Source organism: Limnobaculum xujianqingii (assembly GCF_013394855.1).
Lineage (GTDB): Bacteria > Pseudomonadota > Gammaproteobacteria > Enterobacterales > Enterobacteriaceae > Limnobaculum > Limnobaculum xujianqingii.
In genome coordinates this window covers 815,863-832,561 of sequence record NZ_JABMLK010000001.1, presented here as the reverse complement: position 1 = coordinate 832,561, position 16,699 = coordinate 815,863, and the positions used below count along the sequence as shown (strand labels likewise).

Annotated in this window: 20 protein-coding genes; all 20 read right to left on the bottom strand. The window is 47.2% G+C overall.

Annotation, left to right across the window (positions count from 1 at the left end; translation table 11 throughout):
• Positions 1-133: 133 nt before the first annotated feature.
• Positions 134-1,183: a 3-deoxy-7-phosphoheptulonate synthase gene (locus tag GOL65_RS03675; RefSeq protein ID WP_140918789.1), complete on the bottom strand. Its 1,050-nt coding sequence runs from the start codon at positions 1,181-1,183 to the stop codon at positions 134-136.
• A gap of 242 nt (positions 1,184-1,425) precedes the next feature.
• A complete protein-coding gene (locus GOL65_RS03670) occupies positions 1,426-1,851 on the bottom strand; it encodes a tail fiber assembly protein (protein WP_140921090.1) in 426 nt (141 codons plus the stop codon).
• 1 nt (position 1,852) lies between these two features.
• Positions 1,853-2,854 (bottom strand): phage tail protein, encoded by a 1,002-nt coding sequence (locus tag GOL65_RS22145; protein ID WP_140921089.1) that lies wholly within the window; start codon positions 2,852-2,854, stop codon positions 1,853-1,855.
• Positions 2,847-3,434, bottom strand: a complete 588-nt coding sequence (locus GOL65_RS03660; RefSeq protein ID WP_140921088.1) for a phage tail protein I — start codon at positions 3,432-3,434, stop codon at positions 2,847-2,849. The genes GOL65_RS22145 and GOL65_RS03660 overlap by 8 nt, the downstream gene beginning before the upstream one ends.
• Positions 3,427-4,551: a baseplate assembly protein gene (locus tag GOL65_RS03655; RefSeq protein ID WP_140921087.1), complete on the bottom strand. Its 1,125-nt coding sequence runs from the start codon at positions 4,549-4,551 to the stop codon at positions 3,427-3,429. Before GOL65_RS03655 ends, GOL65_RS03660 begins: the two co-directional genes overlap by 8 nt.
• Complete coding sequence (locus GOL65_RS03650) at positions 4,529-4,900, bottom strand: GPW/gp25 family protein (protein ID WP_140921086.1); 372 nt, start codon at positions 4,898-4,900, stop codon at positions 4,529-4,531. Before GOL65_RS03650 ends, GOL65_RS03655 begins: the two co-directional genes overlap by 23 nt.
• Positions 4,901-4,954: 54 nt before the next feature.
• The gene (locus GOL65_RS03645; protein ID WP_140921085.1) at positions 4,955-5,512 is read right to left on the bottom strand and encodes a phage baseplate assembly protein V; all 558 of its coding nucleotides are present in this window, start codon (positions 5,510-5,512) and stop codon (positions 4,955-4,957) included.
• Positions 5,509-6,648, bottom strand: coding sequence for a phage late control D family protein (locus GOL65_RS03640; protein ID WP_140921084.1), 1,140 nt, complete (start codon positions 6,646-6,648; stop codon positions 5,509-5,511). Before GOL65_RS03640 ends, GOL65_RS03645 begins: the two co-directional genes overlap by 4 nt.
• Positions 6,636-6,851 (bottom strand): tail protein X, encoded by a 216-nt coding sequence (locus tag GOL65_RS03635; protein ID WP_130590762.1) that lies wholly within the window; start codon positions 6,849-6,851, stop codon positions 6,636-6,638. Before GOL65_RS03635 ends, GOL65_RS03640 begins: the two co-directional genes overlap by 13 nt.
• Positions 6,848-7,708: a phage tail protein gene (locus GOL65_RS03630; RefSeq protein ID WP_140921083.1), complete on the bottom strand. Its 861-nt coding sequence runs from the start codon at positions 7,706-7,708 to the stop codon at positions 6,848-6,850. The genes GOL65_RS03635 and GOL65_RS03630 overlap by 4 nt, the downstream gene beginning before the upstream one ends.
• Entirely contained in the window at positions 7,705-10,542 is a 2,838-nt protein-coding gene (locus GOL65_RS03625) for a phage tail tape measure protein (protein ID WP_140921082.1), read from the bottom strand. The genes GOL65_RS03630 and GOL65_RS03625 overlap by 4 nt, the downstream gene beginning before the upstream one ends.
• 163 nt (positions 10,543-10,705) lie before the next feature.
• Positions 10,706-10,993: a phage tail assembly protein gene (locus tag GOL65_RS03620; protein ID WP_140921081.1), complete on the bottom strand. Its 288-nt coding sequence runs from the start codon at positions 10,991-10,993 to the stop codon at positions 10,706-10,708.
• Between the two features lie 139 nt (positions 10,994-11,132).
• Positions 11,133-11,654, bottom strand: coding sequence for a phage major tail tube protein (locus GOL65_RS03615; protein WP_140921080.1), 522 nt, complete (start codon positions 11,652-11,654; stop codon positions 11,133-11,135).
• Positions 11,655-11,656: 2 nt separating this feature from the next.
• Positions 11,657-13,078: a phage tail sheath subtilisin-like domain-containing protein gene (locus GOL65_RS03610; protein ID WP_140921079.1), complete on the bottom strand. Its 1,422-nt coding sequence runs from the start codon at positions 13,076-13,078 to the stop codon at positions 11,657-11,659.
• Positions 13,068-13,313: a hypothetical protein gene (locus GOL65_RS03605; RefSeq protein ID WP_218652003.1), complete on the bottom strand. Its 246-nt coding sequence runs from the start codon at positions 13,311-13,313 to the stop codon at positions 13,068-13,070. Before GOL65_RS03605 ends, GOL65_RS03610 begins: the two co-directional genes overlap by 11 nt.
• Positions 13,310-13,768, bottom strand: coding sequence for a Gp37 family protein (locus GOL65_RS03600; RefSeq protein ID WP_218652002.1), 459 nt, complete (start codon positions 13,766-13,768; stop codon positions 13,310-13,312). Before GOL65_RS03600 ends, GOL65_RS03605 begins: the two co-directional genes overlap by 4 nt.
• Complete coding sequence (locus GOL65_RS03595) at positions 13,765-14,208, bottom strand: gp436 family protein (protein WP_140921077.1); 444 nt, start codon at positions 14,206-14,208, stop codon at positions 13,765-13,767. The genes GOL65_RS03600 and GOL65_RS03595 overlap by 4 nt, the downstream gene beginning before the upstream one ends.
• 10 nt (positions 14,209-14,218) lie before the next feature.
• Positions 14,219-15,202 (bottom strand): major capsid protein, encoded by a 984-nt coding sequence (locus GOL65_RS03590; protein WP_140921076.1) that lies wholly within the window; start codon positions 15,200-15,202, stop codon positions 14,219-14,221.
• Between the two features lie 39 nt (positions 15,203-15,241).
• Positions 15,242-15,610: a head decoration protein gene (locus tag GOL65_RS03585; RefSeq protein WP_140921075.1), complete on the bottom strand. Its 369-nt coding sequence runs from the start codon at positions 15,608-15,610 to the stop codon at positions 15,242-15,244.
• Positions 15,611-15,623: 13 nt separating this feature from the next.
• Positions 15,624-16,676, bottom strand: a complete 1,053-nt coding sequence (locus tag GOL65_RS03580) for a peptidase (RefSeq protein WP_140921074.1) — start codon at positions 16,674-16,676, stop codon at positions 15,624-15,626.
• Positions 16,677-16,699: the final 23 nt, after the last annotated feature.

Below are 16,699 nucleotides of genomic sequence, written 5' to 3'. Positions count from 1 at the left end.
GCCCCTAGCCCGGCTAGGCCCGACACACTCCAAACTCGAGTACAGATGGTCTTCCGGCCGGGCACATAGGTAATATAAGCACTATATGACTACGGCCGGAATATCCGCAGGAACTGATTTAAAGAATCAAGTTCTAACTAAACCGCGACTCCACCGCCGCCGCCAGACTCTCTACCATCTTCTCCGTATCCCCCCAACTCAAGCAAGGATCGGTAATCGACTGCCCGTAAGTCAGCGCCTGACCGGCCTGAAGTTTCTGCGTTCCTTCAACCAGAAAACTCTCAGCCATCACACCGGCAACAGCCATAGAACCGGCTTTTATCTGCTCACAAATGTTATCGCACACGTCTAACTGACGGCGATGCAACTTCTCACAATTACCGTGGCTAAAGTCCACTATCAAATGCTCCGGCAAATCAAACTGACGCAAATTGTCACAGGCAGCAGCAATATCAGCAGCATGGTAGTTTGGCGTTTTACCACCGCGTAAAATAATATGGGCGTAAGGATTACCGCTGGTGCGATAAATACTCATCTGGCCTGATTTATCCGGTGACAGGAACATATGGCTGGAACGTGCAGCCCGAATAGCATCAATAGCAATTTTAGTACTGCCATCAGTGCCATTCTTAAACCCAACCGGGCAAGAAAGTGCTGATGCCATTTCGCGATGGATCTGGCTTTCGGTCGTGCGGGCACCAATGGCACCCCAGCTAATCAAATCGGCAATATATTGCCCGATCACCATATCTAAAAACTCAGTCGCGGTTGGCATACCCAACTGGCTAATTTTTAGTAATAGTTCACGAGCCTGTTGTAGCCCCTGATTAACCTGATAAGAACAGTCCAGATGGGGATCGGAAATCATACCTTTCCAACCCACCACGGTACGCGGCTTTTCAAAGTAGGTGCGCATCACGATTTCCAGACGATCCTGATAACGGTCACGCAAAACGTTTAAGCGTTCGGCATAATCCATTGCGGCATCAACGTCGTGAATTGAACAAGGGCCAACAATAATCAGTAATCGACGGTCTTCACCGTGAATAATTTTTTCAATACGCTGACGCGACCGGGTAATATTAGTGCTGACTTCCTCTGTAATTGGAAACAGCTGTGCCAGCCGCTCAGGGGTCACCAGGCTGTCAATTAGCGAGGTGCGGAGCTCATCGGTTTTATTCATGAATTGTCTTTCTCTAAATCTTATCTTCTCATCGGTGAGATACCGGGAAGTGATGTACATCACAATAACGGAAACAGCAAAGGTTGCAAATAGTTGATTAAATTAATTCGTTGCCATTTATTAAATATTGATGGTGAAGCGAGAAAGTCAGCTTACTTGAAGCCGCGCGCGATAAATGACAGATGTTTACTGTGATAAATCGACGCGCTTTCATTTTCCAATGGCGCAACTGAATTTCAGTATTATGCATCCGGTTGTATTGGCCATTCAATATTAGGTACGGTATTTACATCAACTCTAATCAATAATATCCGGTACTTTTTCCATGCCTTAAGTCGCTCTACTTCTTCAATCGTAGCCATATCAAATTCAACCGCATCAACCAATGGTGCTATTCTCTCATTTGCTAATGCCAAATAAGTGGATTTTTCGGCATCAGCAACAGCGATAAGCTCCTCTTTTGTTGCCTCTGGAATATCATCCCAGTATGGTAATCCATCAGCACTAGCAGTACGTACTTTACCAGCTGGTGGCTCGGCGGCTGCAAATTCGTCATAAATAGAGTCAGGAACCGGGATACAGTCATCGGGCCACACGCTGTGAAACTCATAAGTAGAACGCTCAGAATCCGGGTAAAACGCATTATTTTTTGCACTATAGTTATACATATTAGATGCCCTCTGCTCGCCAAAAATAGGCGCTAGCTGAATTTGTGACAGGGGAAGTTGCCATCATTGTTCTGCATCTAAAACCTACATTTGTCGTTGCAGTGTCATCCAATACTATAGATTGTGCATATGACGGATAGGCCCCCTCTCGAAAACCAAAAATTATCGTGAATGGACGATTAGAAAAAGCAATTGGAAACGTCACATTAGATAACCCATTATTCCCGATTGCAGAACCCCATTGAGTGAGCAACCCTGATGGCTCTCGCTTCCAGCCATTTTGAGCAAGGTTTGCGCCAAACATAATTGAGTGCTTAAACACTGCATCACCGGTTGCGTGCCACACTTTAGCTTGTTCAACAATGAAGGTCGCGCTCTCAGTAGGTTTTAACGTGAGAGTTGTTACCGTTGACATAGGGATGGATATACTGTTGGATGAGTTCCCAACGGAAATGGTGATATTGGTATCCTTTACATTCCATATAGTTATTGTTTGACCACAACCGACGATGTTACTTATATCAGGCAATGTAAAAGCCGATGGTGAGCTATGGTCCACCCAAAAACGAGCGCCAAATTGTGCTGTGGTTATCTTGCTGGTAATTAACATATCTACATTACTATAAAAATTACCTTTGCTCTGTAGAGTTTTTGGGGTAACAACTTTCTCTGTACTTTCCCCGTCAAGTACCTCATTTACTGTCGCAAAAGGAATACTACTCAATTTACTCGCAGCTAAATCATATGCCTTCTTTACGGCACTGGCAGTAGCTGCATCAGTATTTGAATCACTGTTCGTTGCTGAGCTTAATTTAACAATACCCGCCGTTGTTGTTGATGCCGCGCCAGTTTTACCTTCTAGAACCTTTTTTAGATGAGCAGTTCTATTAGCTAGGTTACGTAATGGCACATTCATAACGCCACCAGGGCCACCTAATGCCCGGTCAGACGTTTCTAATTGCCTAACGCCTTCCCATAGTTCCTGTTCTGGTAAATCAGCCATTGGATATGCTCCCTAAGTTATATTGGCCATCAAGGTATTTGGTACCATCAAGACGGAATGCCGCCTCTTGGTAGTCGAGACTTTCTAAATAGCTCCGGGCAGGTGCAAAAGCGATAATAGCTTTGCGTAAGTTGTCGGCCTGATCGTTGGTAATGGCCTCTTTTAGGATTATCCGGTATCTGGCCCAAGCTGAACCATCACCCAACACATGAGAACCATCGAGCAGAACGGAGCCGTCTAACGTCCAGTCATAGATATTTTCTATCAGCTCAACTTCACCGAATCCAAACCGCCTAATGACCTCACGAACGGCCCAAGGCGTACCTTTATAGCGATGAAGTTCGATAGCACCTTTAATCAGGTTGCGTTTTGCATCGTCAGATTCAACTAATTCCCACCCATCGCCCAATAAGCTGAACTGTTCGGCTAAAAAAGGGAAAACGGCAGAGTTAACGAGGTCAATCAAGTAAACCAGAACAACTTCCAGCTCCAGTTCATCAAATATCTCTTCAGCCATCTGACTGAGAGCTGCAAAACGAATATCACCGGCTAATGGGGGCGATATATGGCTGCTATTCATCGCTGATACCTACAGGAAGTACCTGAATGGCGGTACAAACTGCCCATTCGTAAGGTTTAACAATGCGTTTGGTCGGGCTATTCAGTGTGATGTCATATACGCCAACCACAGAGAGCGTTTTGCTTACCTGATGAGGAACAATATCAACCCCAAGCCTCAGCGCTCTTGCGGCTTCCCATGTTGTTATCGCTTTTTCAGCAAGGTTGACGGTTGTGGTGACATCAGCGGAGCGATACAACGTCAGTTCGGCGTTAATATCGTATTCAACTATCTCCGGCACCTTAACTAAAACACGGTCATTGATAGGCCGTTTTTTCTCAGAACTGAGTTTGGTTTCAATAAGCTGAATGAGCTCTACTGTTGGAAGCCCATCTTTGGTTAATGGGTATATCCAAACTTGCCCTGGCGGTATGCGGTTATCCAAATCAGGGCCAAGAACAACCACATCAATAATGGATTGGTGAACGGATAAGGCGTGAAACTTATAAGCGCCATAACTCCCGGCGCTGGTATAACCTTCTGGTGCCAACATCATCCGCTCACGTAACGCCGGTGTGGTTTCCTCATCGTCACCGCCAGCGGTAGCACTGATATTACTGACCAATAAACCGGCATCCAGAAGACGTTCTGATTTGTTGATTTTGCCGGGTAGATACCCATTACCCTGTTGGCCAACAACCTTGCACGTTGCGCTAACATCCGCCGACAATGAGCCAGCAGGAATAACAACATCCAAATCCGTACTGAAGGAAACGCTACCATCTTCATTACCGACGACAGTAAACATAGGAATGAAAATATCTTGGGTGATGGCTGCATCGAATTGCCAACGTAACGTACAGCGTGCTGGCTGTGCGGGTAAACGGATAACGCCAACCAGCTCCGCCAGGTAATCAATAATGGGGGCTTCACTGAAGCGGGGCAGCATCTGTTCCCCAGTGTGCTGAATTCGGGCTAATGTACGGGCTTTGGCATAAGCCAGTAGATTAATAAACAGATGCTCAATCTGAGCCGGGTACAATTTTTTACCTGATATCTCTTCATATCGGGCAATCAAATCCAGCTCAATAGCTTTGGGGTCAATGCTGACAAACTCAGGTGGTGCTAGTTCGCTCATAAGCAACCTCACTTTCTTCTATACCGTCTGCCACTTTCCATTTAACGCGTAAGGTGACCTTGGAACTGTCTATATCAACAATAACCTGAATAACTGTTACTCTCGGCTCCCAGCGCTTTATAGCCTCCACTGACTCACGGACAAGGTAAGGCGTGATGAGATTGGCTGGCCAGTCGATGTATTTATTGATATCAGAACCAAACTCAGGTCGATGTGGGTCACTCCCTTTAGGTGTTAATAGAATGACCCGAATGGCCTGATTTAAATCAGACAAGCCTTCAACGACAGAACCGGGAGTACCCAGTTCTGGTTGCCAATGCGCTGATGTAATGGAGTTCAGTATTTTCATATGGCTATGATAGCTGGATGGGAAAATACTGATTTTAATGAAGGTTAAAAAGACTTATTGCGGCTGACCCGTTGATGATGAACCTGTTTGAATGCCCGGATGAGTATGGTTTTTTAATGAGATACCATCGGCGATAACGTCACCCGTCACGTTAACAACGCCAATAACCGTTGTACCGCCAGACCCTGCATTAATGGCTACACCTGATGCGGCATTGATAGTGACACCGGCAGCGGCATTAATCGTTACGCCTGCCGGAGCGGTTATATCCACAGTGCCTGCTGAGATATTGAGATCCAGCTTATGTTCTGAGGGGGAATAGGACAGTTTTGTGCCATCCTTATATTCCATATAATCAGTATCATCATCCTCGATAGGTGGGGGTTCCGCCTCAGAATAAACAGCGCCAAGTAATACACCACCTACACCATCGTCTTTAAGGAGGATCGCAACCGGCGTACCCAGTTCGACAGGACAACGGCGCTTTGATTTTTTGGAGTACCCTTGTGGGACTTGTAACCAATAAGAGGTCAGCCCATTTTCATGAAGGTCAACCCGGATACGACAGGTTTTAGCGTCCCATGCGGAGACAGTGCCATATTCAAGATTCATTTTTTCCCCATTTGTCCATTCTTCACATCATAGATAACGACTTTCTTTTTAGGTGTGGATGCAGATGATGTGGACTTAGATTTATCCGCTTTGACAGTGACAATTTCAGCCTCTCGGATGCGGCAGATATCCAGGGCGGTATTCCATCCCCCGGAACGGTCTAATTGGTGCTGTGCAGATTGGATAAGGTAGTCACCATTCAGTTCACCACCGGCTTCAAGCCTGATTGAGTTACCACTGAGATAATTAGGATTACCCATTAAATCAATATTGCCGCCAGTACGCTCCCGGTTAGCTTTTGCCAGTTCTGCCTGAGCCTTAGCCGTGGCCACTTCAGGAGAAGTCGAACGGGTTGAGGTTTTGATGGTGTCGGCGCTGGTTGTTGACTTGCTAACGCTAGAGTCTTTCGCCGTCATTTCACCGTTCTTAACATCATAAGTGATGGTCTTATTCTTGGCGGGATCGTGTGACTTAACTTCCACTGCTTTTGGTACCTGTTTAATCTGGTCACGAATATGGCCACCGGAAATATCCGTTAACTTGAAGGTGGCCACAGGAGGAAGACGTAAAAGCTCAGAAATGGCATGAAAAATTAGCTTACTGCCTTCAATTTTGAAAGCATAGTCATATTCATCAGCCAGTTTTTTAAGAAACTCAATATCAGACTCTTGCTGCGTCAACCGGTCTAAAGCGATAGGTTCAATAGCGCCAACTAAGGTTAGACCCTGACGATCTGCTATTTGTTTAGCAATTTTATCCAGCGTCATCTTCTCATAGGCACGGGCAGTTTTCGTTCTGACTGAATTCTTGATACCTACCGCCTGAGCGGTAATGGTCACCGTGCTGGGTGAGAACTGAAAATCGATGTCGTTAATCTCGAAAACGCCAATCTGGCGGCGTTCTTCTCCCAACCACCCCAGATCAAAGGTCAGTTCATCACCCTGGCCGGGATACCATTCACCATACCAACGGCCGTCAATATTTTCTAACGCAATAGACAACTCATCAGCCTGACCACTGAGAAAATCGGTATAAGTAATCGATATCAGGTAAGCAGCCAGTTCACTGCTGATGTCTTTCTTTTCATATAAAAGCCGAAAATCAGACACCGGCACGTTATTTTTCATGATTTCCATGGCGGCATTCCTACTGAAGAGGGTTTGCTTTCCAACAGCGGGATAGCAATGGTTATTCCGGCCTTAAATGTGGGTGTGATGGCCACATGACGATTAGCGGCAATGATTTGAGGATAAAGATAAGCATCGCCATAATAGCGCCAGGCGAGTTGATCCCAACGTTCACCTTCAGTCGTGATATGAAACCGATATTGCTGGGTCATGATAATAGTCTCCGGGTGGCTACGCCGACGCTCAGCGCTAGTGCATTGGAACTGGCGCTTTCTAATGAACTTGATGCATTACCCATACTGTCTGCCGCACTGTCGAGACGATCCCAAATCGATAAACTGTCATCTTTCAGATAATCTACAGCCTGGCGTACATCATCTAATGCCTGTTTACCGGCATCCACAAGCTCTTGGCCATCCCTAAACACATCCGCTAAACCTGATAGCTGTTCCAGTGGCCCGATAGCACCACCGGTAATCGATGACAGTTCGGAGAGCGCACCTAGCACTGATAGTGGATTTTCTTTAATCTCGTGATAGGCATCCATACCGGCATTAATCACATTCATGGCGGTCTTGGCATAGCCGATCGCTTCCTGAGCCATATTCTTTAGGTCAGTTCCGGTCTTAGCATCAACATAGGTCAGAAGAGAGCCCAGCAATCCTTCACCCGGTGCCGCACGGGTAAATTCACCGGTATATTCTCTTAATGTCAGACTGACCGTGGCAGAGCGAATGCGGCCACCCGGTGTGGTGGTGTTGGCGTTGGTATCAACGTTGGCGATGACATACGGCCCTTTATAATCGCCATCCCCCATAACCAGCGCCATGGGTTCATGTTTTTCTTTCGCTTCCCGGAGTAAACGTAACTGAGTTTCAGTCTTTACCAGATGGGAATGGAACAGGACTTCAAAGGTAATCTCATCCAGTTCGTCGCCGACATACTCCAGTTTTGGCTTACCTTGAATAAGGGCGTGTTCTGCCCACGTCACCGACGAACGATGGCCATAGGCATGGGGGCTGCTCAGAATATCAAATGAAAAATCACCTAAAATGGCCCAGCGTTTCATCCGTTAATCCCCTTATAGGCACTACGGTTAGTACGATGCTCGTACTCTTTCATCAGCCTCTCAAACTCGCTAAAGCTCATCTTTAACGCATCATTTACCTGCGACCTGACATCACTATTACCCTGAACGGTAATCTGAGGGGCAAATGTGATGCTCATTCCTGTTGATGAGCTGGCGAATTGTTGACTGCGAATAGCATCGGCACCCGGAGACTGAATACCCGGTACATTATTATTGAGTAAGTTGGGGGCTGATAAGGTTGGGCTGGCCAGAGGGATGTTCGTGGCTGAAGCTAAATCGAGAGCCGCTTTACCAACCATCCCAGATTGATTGTCGATACCAATAGCAGCACCTTCAGAAATATTTTCACCAAAGCCTATGAATACCTTGCTCGGCGAATGAATATCGAGTTTGCCCTGGAACCAACCACTGATAGAACTCCCTAAACCCAAAATAGAGTCCTTGACGGCAGCAGCTTTACTAGTGATACCGGTAATCAGCCCATCCAGAATGGCTTCACCTGCCGCTGAGAATGAACCAGGCAGTTCAACACCAAACCAGCTTAAAACGCTGCTGAAAAGGTTTTTGAACATATCCAAAGGAGACCAACTGGTGATTTTATCTGACGCACTCTGAATACCACTGCTAACAGAACCGGTGATTGTGTCCCAGGTACTACTGAACCAGCCGGAGATACTTCCCCAGACCGTTCTGATAGTTTCCATCGGTGACCAGGCGAACGCGGCTTTAATCCCTTCTGAGACTAAACCGACTGCCTTGAACATAAGCTTTAAGGGAAGTAACACAATATTGATGGCTTGGCCTAACACCTGACCAAATGACCGTCCTGCGTCCTTGGCGTTCGTCAGTTCTTGAGCCGTAGAGTTAACAGGCTCAAATAACTTATTAACCCAATTCCAGGCTTTGGATACCCATTCAACCAGAGGCTTAAACAGCTCACCGACGGGGCCAAAGACTTCAGTAAAGGCGGCACCGATAGGCTCAACGGCTTCGGCAATACCCTCAAATACACCGCTGAAAAAGGCCTTGATAGGTTGCCAGTACTTGTAAATCAGCAAAGCGGCCACGGCAATAGCCCCAATCACCAACCCGATAGGGCTTAAGAACATCATCCGCCCAACGCTGGCAAAGGTTTTACCGAGCGTGGTCACTGATGCCGCTATGCCAGGGAATACACTACTGAATCTTGTGCCAGTGGCTGAACCTAGCAACATACGAGCACGGAACAGCTCCAGCTTGGCACTGCTGTTAGCCAGGGCAACGTTCAACATGGCCATCGGCGATTTGACGAAGAAATTCATGCCCCAGGACGCACCTAATGTGGCCACTTTAAGGGCGACGACAGCCGTAGCGGCTCCGACAAGACCGGCAACCAACTTAGGGTTTGCGGCTATCCATCCTGAAATATTGCCAATAATGGGCATCAGCGTATCCACCAACTGGATGACTGGCGGTAATAATGCATCACCTACCGTAATGGAGAGCTCTTTTAGGGTATTACCAAAGGCTTTAAACTTCTCCATAGGGGAATCCATGCGTAAATCAGCGGTTTGTTGTAATGTCCCGGCTGACTCACCGTTAGATTTTCCACCATCGCGAATACGGTCATACTCTTCTTTATTCTGCCGGTAACCCAGCACCATATTGACCTGATTGTTATCCTTAAATATTTCAGACAGGCCAAATTTCTCCATGAGTTCAGCTTGTTTTTCCGCATTTCCCTTGTACTTATTCATCTCAGCCATACCCGCCGCGCCGAGTCGCTTCTCTAAGAAACCACTGGCAATTTTCATACTGGCTTCAAATTCGCTATATCCATTAGCAACAGCTTGTTTCATGGATGCTTGGTAATCGAATTCTGCATTGGGATCGATAGTTTTGTAGGCACTGGAAAACGCAGCAGCACGTTTATCCGTGTTCATTTCTGTCAGCCAGCCTTTCAGCCCAGACATGGCATTTTCGGCTCCCATCGTGCCATCACCAATCTGTAAGGTGGCTGCAATATCCCCCAAGGAATCCATGCCCAGCTTATTTTTCTTAATTTCATCACCGAGTTGGCCAATGGCATTAAACATATTAGCCATGCCATAACCGCCTTGCTTACCTGACCAAATCAGTTGATCAAGCGCCTGGCGCATTTGCTCTTCACTGCCAACACCCATATCACGTAATGCCAGAAATGACTCGGCACCTTGATCCATGCTGATTCGTAGCCCTGTGACAGCCTTTCCGAGTAATGGAGCATAAGCTTGGATCTCCTCCATGCTGGTACCGCCTTCCACCAACTGGCCGACACCAACAGAGAGTTCCATATGGCCTTGATTTGTGCCTTTTACTGCATCTCGAACGACTTTACCTAACTGAGCTTCATCTTCAGCGCTTAAGCTGCCTTTGATCCGTGCATCCCTCAAGCTATCTTTAAGTTCGGCACTACGGCCAACGCTCTCCCTGAGCATGGTGGCATTCCCCCAGGCCGCAGCGGCGGTGCCCATCATTTCCCCGCCCATGGCCTGGCGCTGATCGGCTAACGCCTTTTGTTTGGCCATGGCGGCATTGAGCTTGGTTTGTTTGGTTCTTAGTCGGTCAAGGGATTGGCCCAGGCGCTCATATTGGGTACGCAGTGCTTGAATATTTCGGGTGGGGTGGCTCAGAGCCCGGCTCATAATCTGGCCTAGGCGCTGCTGGCGCTGGGATAAGGCTTCAGTGGTTCGGCCTAGCCGGTTAACGGTAGTATTGGCATTACCAAAAACAGAGCTAAAGGCGTTATCAAGCACCGCTCCCAGGCGTAGACCTACAGAGATAGTATTACTCATAACGCCTCTATATTATTGATTCATCGCTTCAATGCGCTGGTTATTCCGCTCTTGAGCCAGTTCAAACCACCGCCAGTATTCGTCAACAAAACTCAGGTTATCTATCTCAGCCGGTGACAATCGAAATTCGAGTACCAGCCATTCATCGATAGACTGTAAGTTTTCAGGACTCGTCGGTAGATTCTCCACATAAGTGGCGAAAGGTTTTTGATACCTCAGCGCTATCAGCAAGCGTTAGTGCATCAATATCTTCCATCGTCAGACCAGTCAAAAGAGCAAACAGAAAGGTTTCCGAATCAGCCTGTTCTTTGCTATGGCGCTGGGCTTTACGCATGTCACCACGGGTAGGTACACGCATAACCAGTTCACTTAGGGTTTCGCCGGTACCGAGGGTAAGAGAACGTAATAAAGGGATTTTGGTATCAGTGAGGAAATCAGCTTTCTTGCTCATATTCAGGCTCCAGAAGAGAACTAAAAGGAAAAACTATTGAGCCCTGATTCTGTAGCTTATTGATTGACAGTTATTTTAGCGGGGTTTAAAAAAACACCCGGAACATGTCCGGGTATTTGAGCAGTAACGTGAATACTGACTATTGGCCAATATTAGCCCGATATTTAGCAAGTTGGTCTTTACCATCCACCCGATAAATATTGGTGAGGTAATCTAACATCAAGGTCTCTTTCCCATTCACGAGCTGTCTGATTGATGTCACGCTAAATGGTGTTTCAAACGTTGTCGCCTCTCGGGGTTTAAAACTACCGAGTTGGTATTCTTTGAATGCTACCGTCATGAGTGTAACGAGGGGCAACTGGTCAACTCGCCCCTGGCTTGTATGCACGTCAATATTGCTACGGCATTGCAGAGAAACTGTTGTAAACGGTGTAGCAATTTTACTGACAGCATCTTGATAAAGGGAGTTCCAGACTATCTTTCCCTCCACTTTATCTAAACCATCAGGCAGTTCAATCACACCAACAAGCCCAAGGCCGTTAAAGTCGGACATCACGGTTTTAACACTGCCTAAATCCACTTCAGATGCTTTTGCCAGATAGCTGTTACCGTCAAGATAAACCGCCGCGTTATTAATTCTGTGCGCTTGAAAACCCGCCATAATCAGTTACCTCCTTTCAGGGCTGCAAGATATTCACCGGTAATCTCTGACTCATACGTGATGCGCTCCATGGGTGGTGGCGGTGTCATCTTGTACTGAAACAGAACATTTCCCAGTTCTAATTGAGTTTGAGGGTTGCGTTCTGCGTCATACCAGCACTCGCCACCCAATAGTGCACCATCACCAATCAGCTTTCTGAAGAACTGATTGACCGATTCAACAATGGCATCAATGACGGCCTGCGTGATGGGCATATCCACAAACTGTAGGGATGAATAGCGGATACTCTCATCAATGATGTCTTTTACCCGACGAACGGAGATGAAGTTCTTCATATGGGTCGTCGATGGCCAGGCTGCGGATCGGTTTCCCCAAGAGCGTAAACCGGTACCAAAACTGTTGAAGACCGTCACGATGCCATTTTCATTCAGAAGATTGACTTCACTATTTGGATCATCAATACGAGCAGACAGTGAACGTTCAGCACCGACAATACCTTTAAACTCAGTATTGGACGGACTCCACCAATAACCGCGCTCAAGGTCTTTTGCAGCCATAAGCCCGGCCTGGCGCTGTGACATTGGTTCTAAAAAGTTACTGTTGGTCGCTGAATCATAGACCTTCAGATGTGGGTAACAGAGAATTGCCCGATCGCTTGAGGTGGCAAAGTTAATCGTACCCATCGGGCCACGGCCACTGATAGCTTGGTTAGGCGTGGTACCAATCGGTGCATCGATTAATGCCATAGCACCATATTTATCAGCAGCGGCAATAAGCTCCGTACTGACACTATTTAGAGTACTAAAGCCCGGCGCAATAATGAGTTTTGCAAAGAAGCCATATCGGTTATAGGCATCTTCGAGCGCATTTAAGCCGGTGCGATTTCCAGCCGCATTAACCGCACCAATAATATCAGCCGGTGTCACTTTACTTGGGTCGGCATAGGTATAGTCCACCGTGACGGTCCCTTTTGCCGGAATACTGCCAGTGGTCATTCGGATCAGCTCACCAGTGACCAGATTGATGGTGTAATCCGTATCTGCCACATAAGTGACATTATCCGCTTTTACGACAGCAGAAATAATGGCGGCATGAGGCAGAGAAGCCCGATTATTCACACCGAAGGTTATTGAATGGCCAGTGGCTTCATTACGGTGTTTATCTGGGTCAAGAACGTTAATGATAAAGACGGTACCGGCACCATGATCGTAAATGGCTTTCAGGGCATATGGGATAGAGAAATTGCTTAACCGAGGGCCAAATTCGGCACCGGCACTTTCAGACAAACACAGGGTTAAATCATTAACTGGCCCACAAGGTGCAGTACCAATCAAGCCAATAACAGCGGATTTAACCACCCGAATGGCGCGAGGCCCATTTTCAATCTCAAGGGTTTCAACGCCATGTAAGAAGTTAGCGGCCATCGTCTTTTTGCTCCTTGGTTTTCGCCTCACCTTTGACGGTTTTAGCGACAGGTGCCAGTGGTGTTAACAGCTTTTGGGCTATTAACGTTTGGGTATATTCATGTTCACTGGGTAACTCTATAGAAAGGCCCGGATAGAGCATGATGTCCTTTTCTTGCTCTGTGCCATCAGGGCCAGTAAAGCGCACAGTGACGCTGCTTTGTGGCCCGTGATACAGATAGGGTGTAAATTTCATGGAATATCCTCATAAGCTAAGTTGGGTGAAAGCCCCATATCAGCCTGTATCTGATTAGTCTGGGTGGTAAAATCCAAAGCGTATTGCCACACGCCGACGTTTTGAGCCAAAAAGGACTCACTGACCGGTTTAAGAGGCACATCACAGTGAGGGGGGATCCAGCCGGTTAGGGTTAACCGCAGTTTATCGAGATAAGCGATAACACCGGCTTTACCGTGTAACTGGCGAAACATCAGCGTGAGGGGAATGGTCATCTCACGATTCATCCAGGTACTGTCTATCGCCTCATTGGTCGCAAAGCTACTGCGGGAATAACTGATAAGTACCGCACCCACAGGATGGTTAAGACGATAGTTAGCTGGCTGCTCAGGAAAATATTCGATCGCCAGCTCCCGGCCATGAACCTCTTTCAATCGGTTTAAAATGCCATCTAAGATGTCAATTGTGATGCTCATCGCCATTTCTCCAGCGTTTTCTTTCCCCACAGACGTTTAGATGCCGAAACTCTAAATACGCTGGGCGCATTGGTTTCAACCACGGTATCGTCTATTTTGACATTCAGGGAGATAGTACCTTTCTGGATCTGGCTTAAGGTATCCAGGGCATCCTTTTTGCCATCTTTGACCACTTCCGGCATCGCCCCTTCAGGACGGCGCTGATAAAGCCAGTAACGGGCCAGATACACTACTGCATCACGAATAATGGTCGGAACGGATGACAATGGCAGAGGGTAACGGGAGACTAAATAACCATCTGCCAGCTCTTCAGCATAGTTGATCGCATCTTCCAAAACGGCAGCATCATAGTTTTCCGATGCTGGATCATCGTGGGATAAATGGATTAGCGTTTGTTTGGGAACTGCCCGTTCCAAATCACTCAGTGTGCAGTAGCGCATGACCGTTTCCTTAGCTCATCTTCAGTTCAACAAGGGCTTCAGGGTAAGTACAAATGGCCAGCGGGTTAGCCTGGGCTTCTAAATCCCAGCCTTTACCCATGCTGCGTTCTTCCGCTTTGGCATATAACGGTAAGCCAATCGTGTTGACCGTCTCGTTATAGTTGGCTGGGGCGTTATACATCTTGTAAACACCGCCTTTGGCTAGCGGGAAAACTTGAGCAACGTCAGATGGGAAGAAGTCCTGTTTGGAGACGCTGGCGTTATACTCTTCAAATTCAATACCACCAAAGGTGAAGCCTTTACGCATATCACCGCCCAAACGATCCGCCGCTTCCTGATAACCGGCATAAGCTTTTTCAACATTAGGATGAGCCACAAAGGCATCAAACCAGTCCGGGCCGCAGAAAGCTTTGTAACCGGTCACCATGGCACCAGTCAGTTTTGACTCACTGTGTCGCTTGGCATTCATTAGGAGCTTGCGAACGTCGGTACCAGCAACATTTAATGGCACCATAATCCGTTTTTGCGTCACGTCGAATTCAGAGAATAGGTCATAAATCACCGAGCCATCAGCATCAAGAATACGACCACGGAGCGCACCAATACGCTGAAATTCACGGGTCACTTCTAAGCTGTTTTTCATTTTTTCCAGCTTATTGTTAATCGCTTGTGCCTGATAGTCTGTTGAATCACTGTCTCCAAAAGGTTGAAAATTTTGTAATTCGGATGGCAATAATTGATCGGAAGTCGGTAAATGGGCCGTTTCAAAAGTACGGCGCTTACGTTTATCGCTTTTAACTGGCGTAGGATCGTCACTACGGCTGATATTGGGTACCAGAAATAATCGTCCATCCCGGCTTTCGACGATAACGGAAGTGGTTGCAATACCTTCTTCTTCAAAAATGCCTAACTCACCGGCGCGGGTGGGTACCGCCGGTAATTTGTTAATCGCACTGGTTAGAGTGGATGTGGTAAACAGGTCTGCTAAGTTCATTGTGTCTTTCCTTTAGAGATATAAGGCGGCTGAACGGAATTAAATTTGTTCTCTGGCAATAATGCCTAGGGATTCAAGCTCACTGAGCGCGGTAGCTTTCTGCACGTCAGTAATACCTTCAGGCCATTCAAGACCATCTAATGCCACTGCGGCACCACGGGCAATGATTGCCGCCAGCCGTTCACCACCGGTGGTGTCAACACGCTGAGCCAGCACAGCGACGGCTTTTTTAGCCGCACCGGTACCAGCCATGTCAATCAGCTGATATTTACCGGAGACTTTGGCCAGTACAGCACCAATTTCATAATGCTTATCGGCGGCAATCATGCCCCGGTCTTTCGTCCATCCAGGCTTAACTTCTACGATGAGCACATCCGCTAATTGCTTGGGTTCGGTATACGTTGTCATGACTGAATGACTCCTATTTATTGCGGTTGGCGCGGCGTTCTGCGTCAGCTAACAGTGGGTTGACGGAAGTATTACGGGGCGTATTACCTTTTCTGGCCACTTCACTGAAATCCACTACATCAGGAAGAGAACGAATAAATGCCTGAATAGCAGGCGTAAGCGGTTTGTTCTTACCACCTTCACTAAATTCCAACTTACTGGTACCGCGCTTTTTAGATGCGGCTTTAAGCATGGCTCGAACGGCTGCACGGTGGCTAGGCTTGACCTTGCGACGAATCACTTCGGCAAAATCAGCACTCTCACCATCAATTTCCAGCTCTTCCGCTTGTTCCAGTAGCTCTTCGTTTTCTGCTTTTAATCGCTGATTTTCTTCCGACACAGCCACTAACTGAGCGGCGACTTCCGGTAAAATTTCATCCGCACCGGCATCAGCAGGAAGGTCAGTTTTAACGGTTGCCGGTGCAGCATCCGCCACGGCACCCTGAATAGCGGCAGCACCTTCTTCAGTAATGATTTCAGCGGCCTTTTCTTCACCCAGCTCTTTAGTCAGAAAAGCGACTAGTCGCGCCAGCAAACCTTTTTTATCGGTTGGATTAGCTGCATCAGCCATATTGGTATCCTCATTAAGATTTTCGTTAAAACACACAATACCTTGTCCACCATCCGCAAATTCAATCGCCTTCAACCCCTTTACGGCAGGTGGCATAGCCCCCAGAAAACCAACGTGGCGCAGGTAATAAACGCCAGGTACTGGATTACTAGGTTCATCCGGTTCGTAAAAGGAAGGTGATATCTTTTTAAATCGGGCAGAACGGACGAGTTCAGCAAATGCCTCATCAACCTGATGGGGTTCAATGAAGAGCCCTTCAGGTGTGGCAATCATTTGCTTTACCCAACCATAGGCAGGGTTATTGTGTTTCGGGTGGCCAACAACCAGCGGTGCTTCATGCAGATCCATATTGTAGGCGCGAACGGTGGCTTCAAAGTCTTTCAAGGTGAAAGAGATAGGTTCGCCTTCCATCGGCTGATGGGTACCAGGCTTAAAGATATGGATAAGTTTGGACATTAATATTCACCATGCTGTTGTTA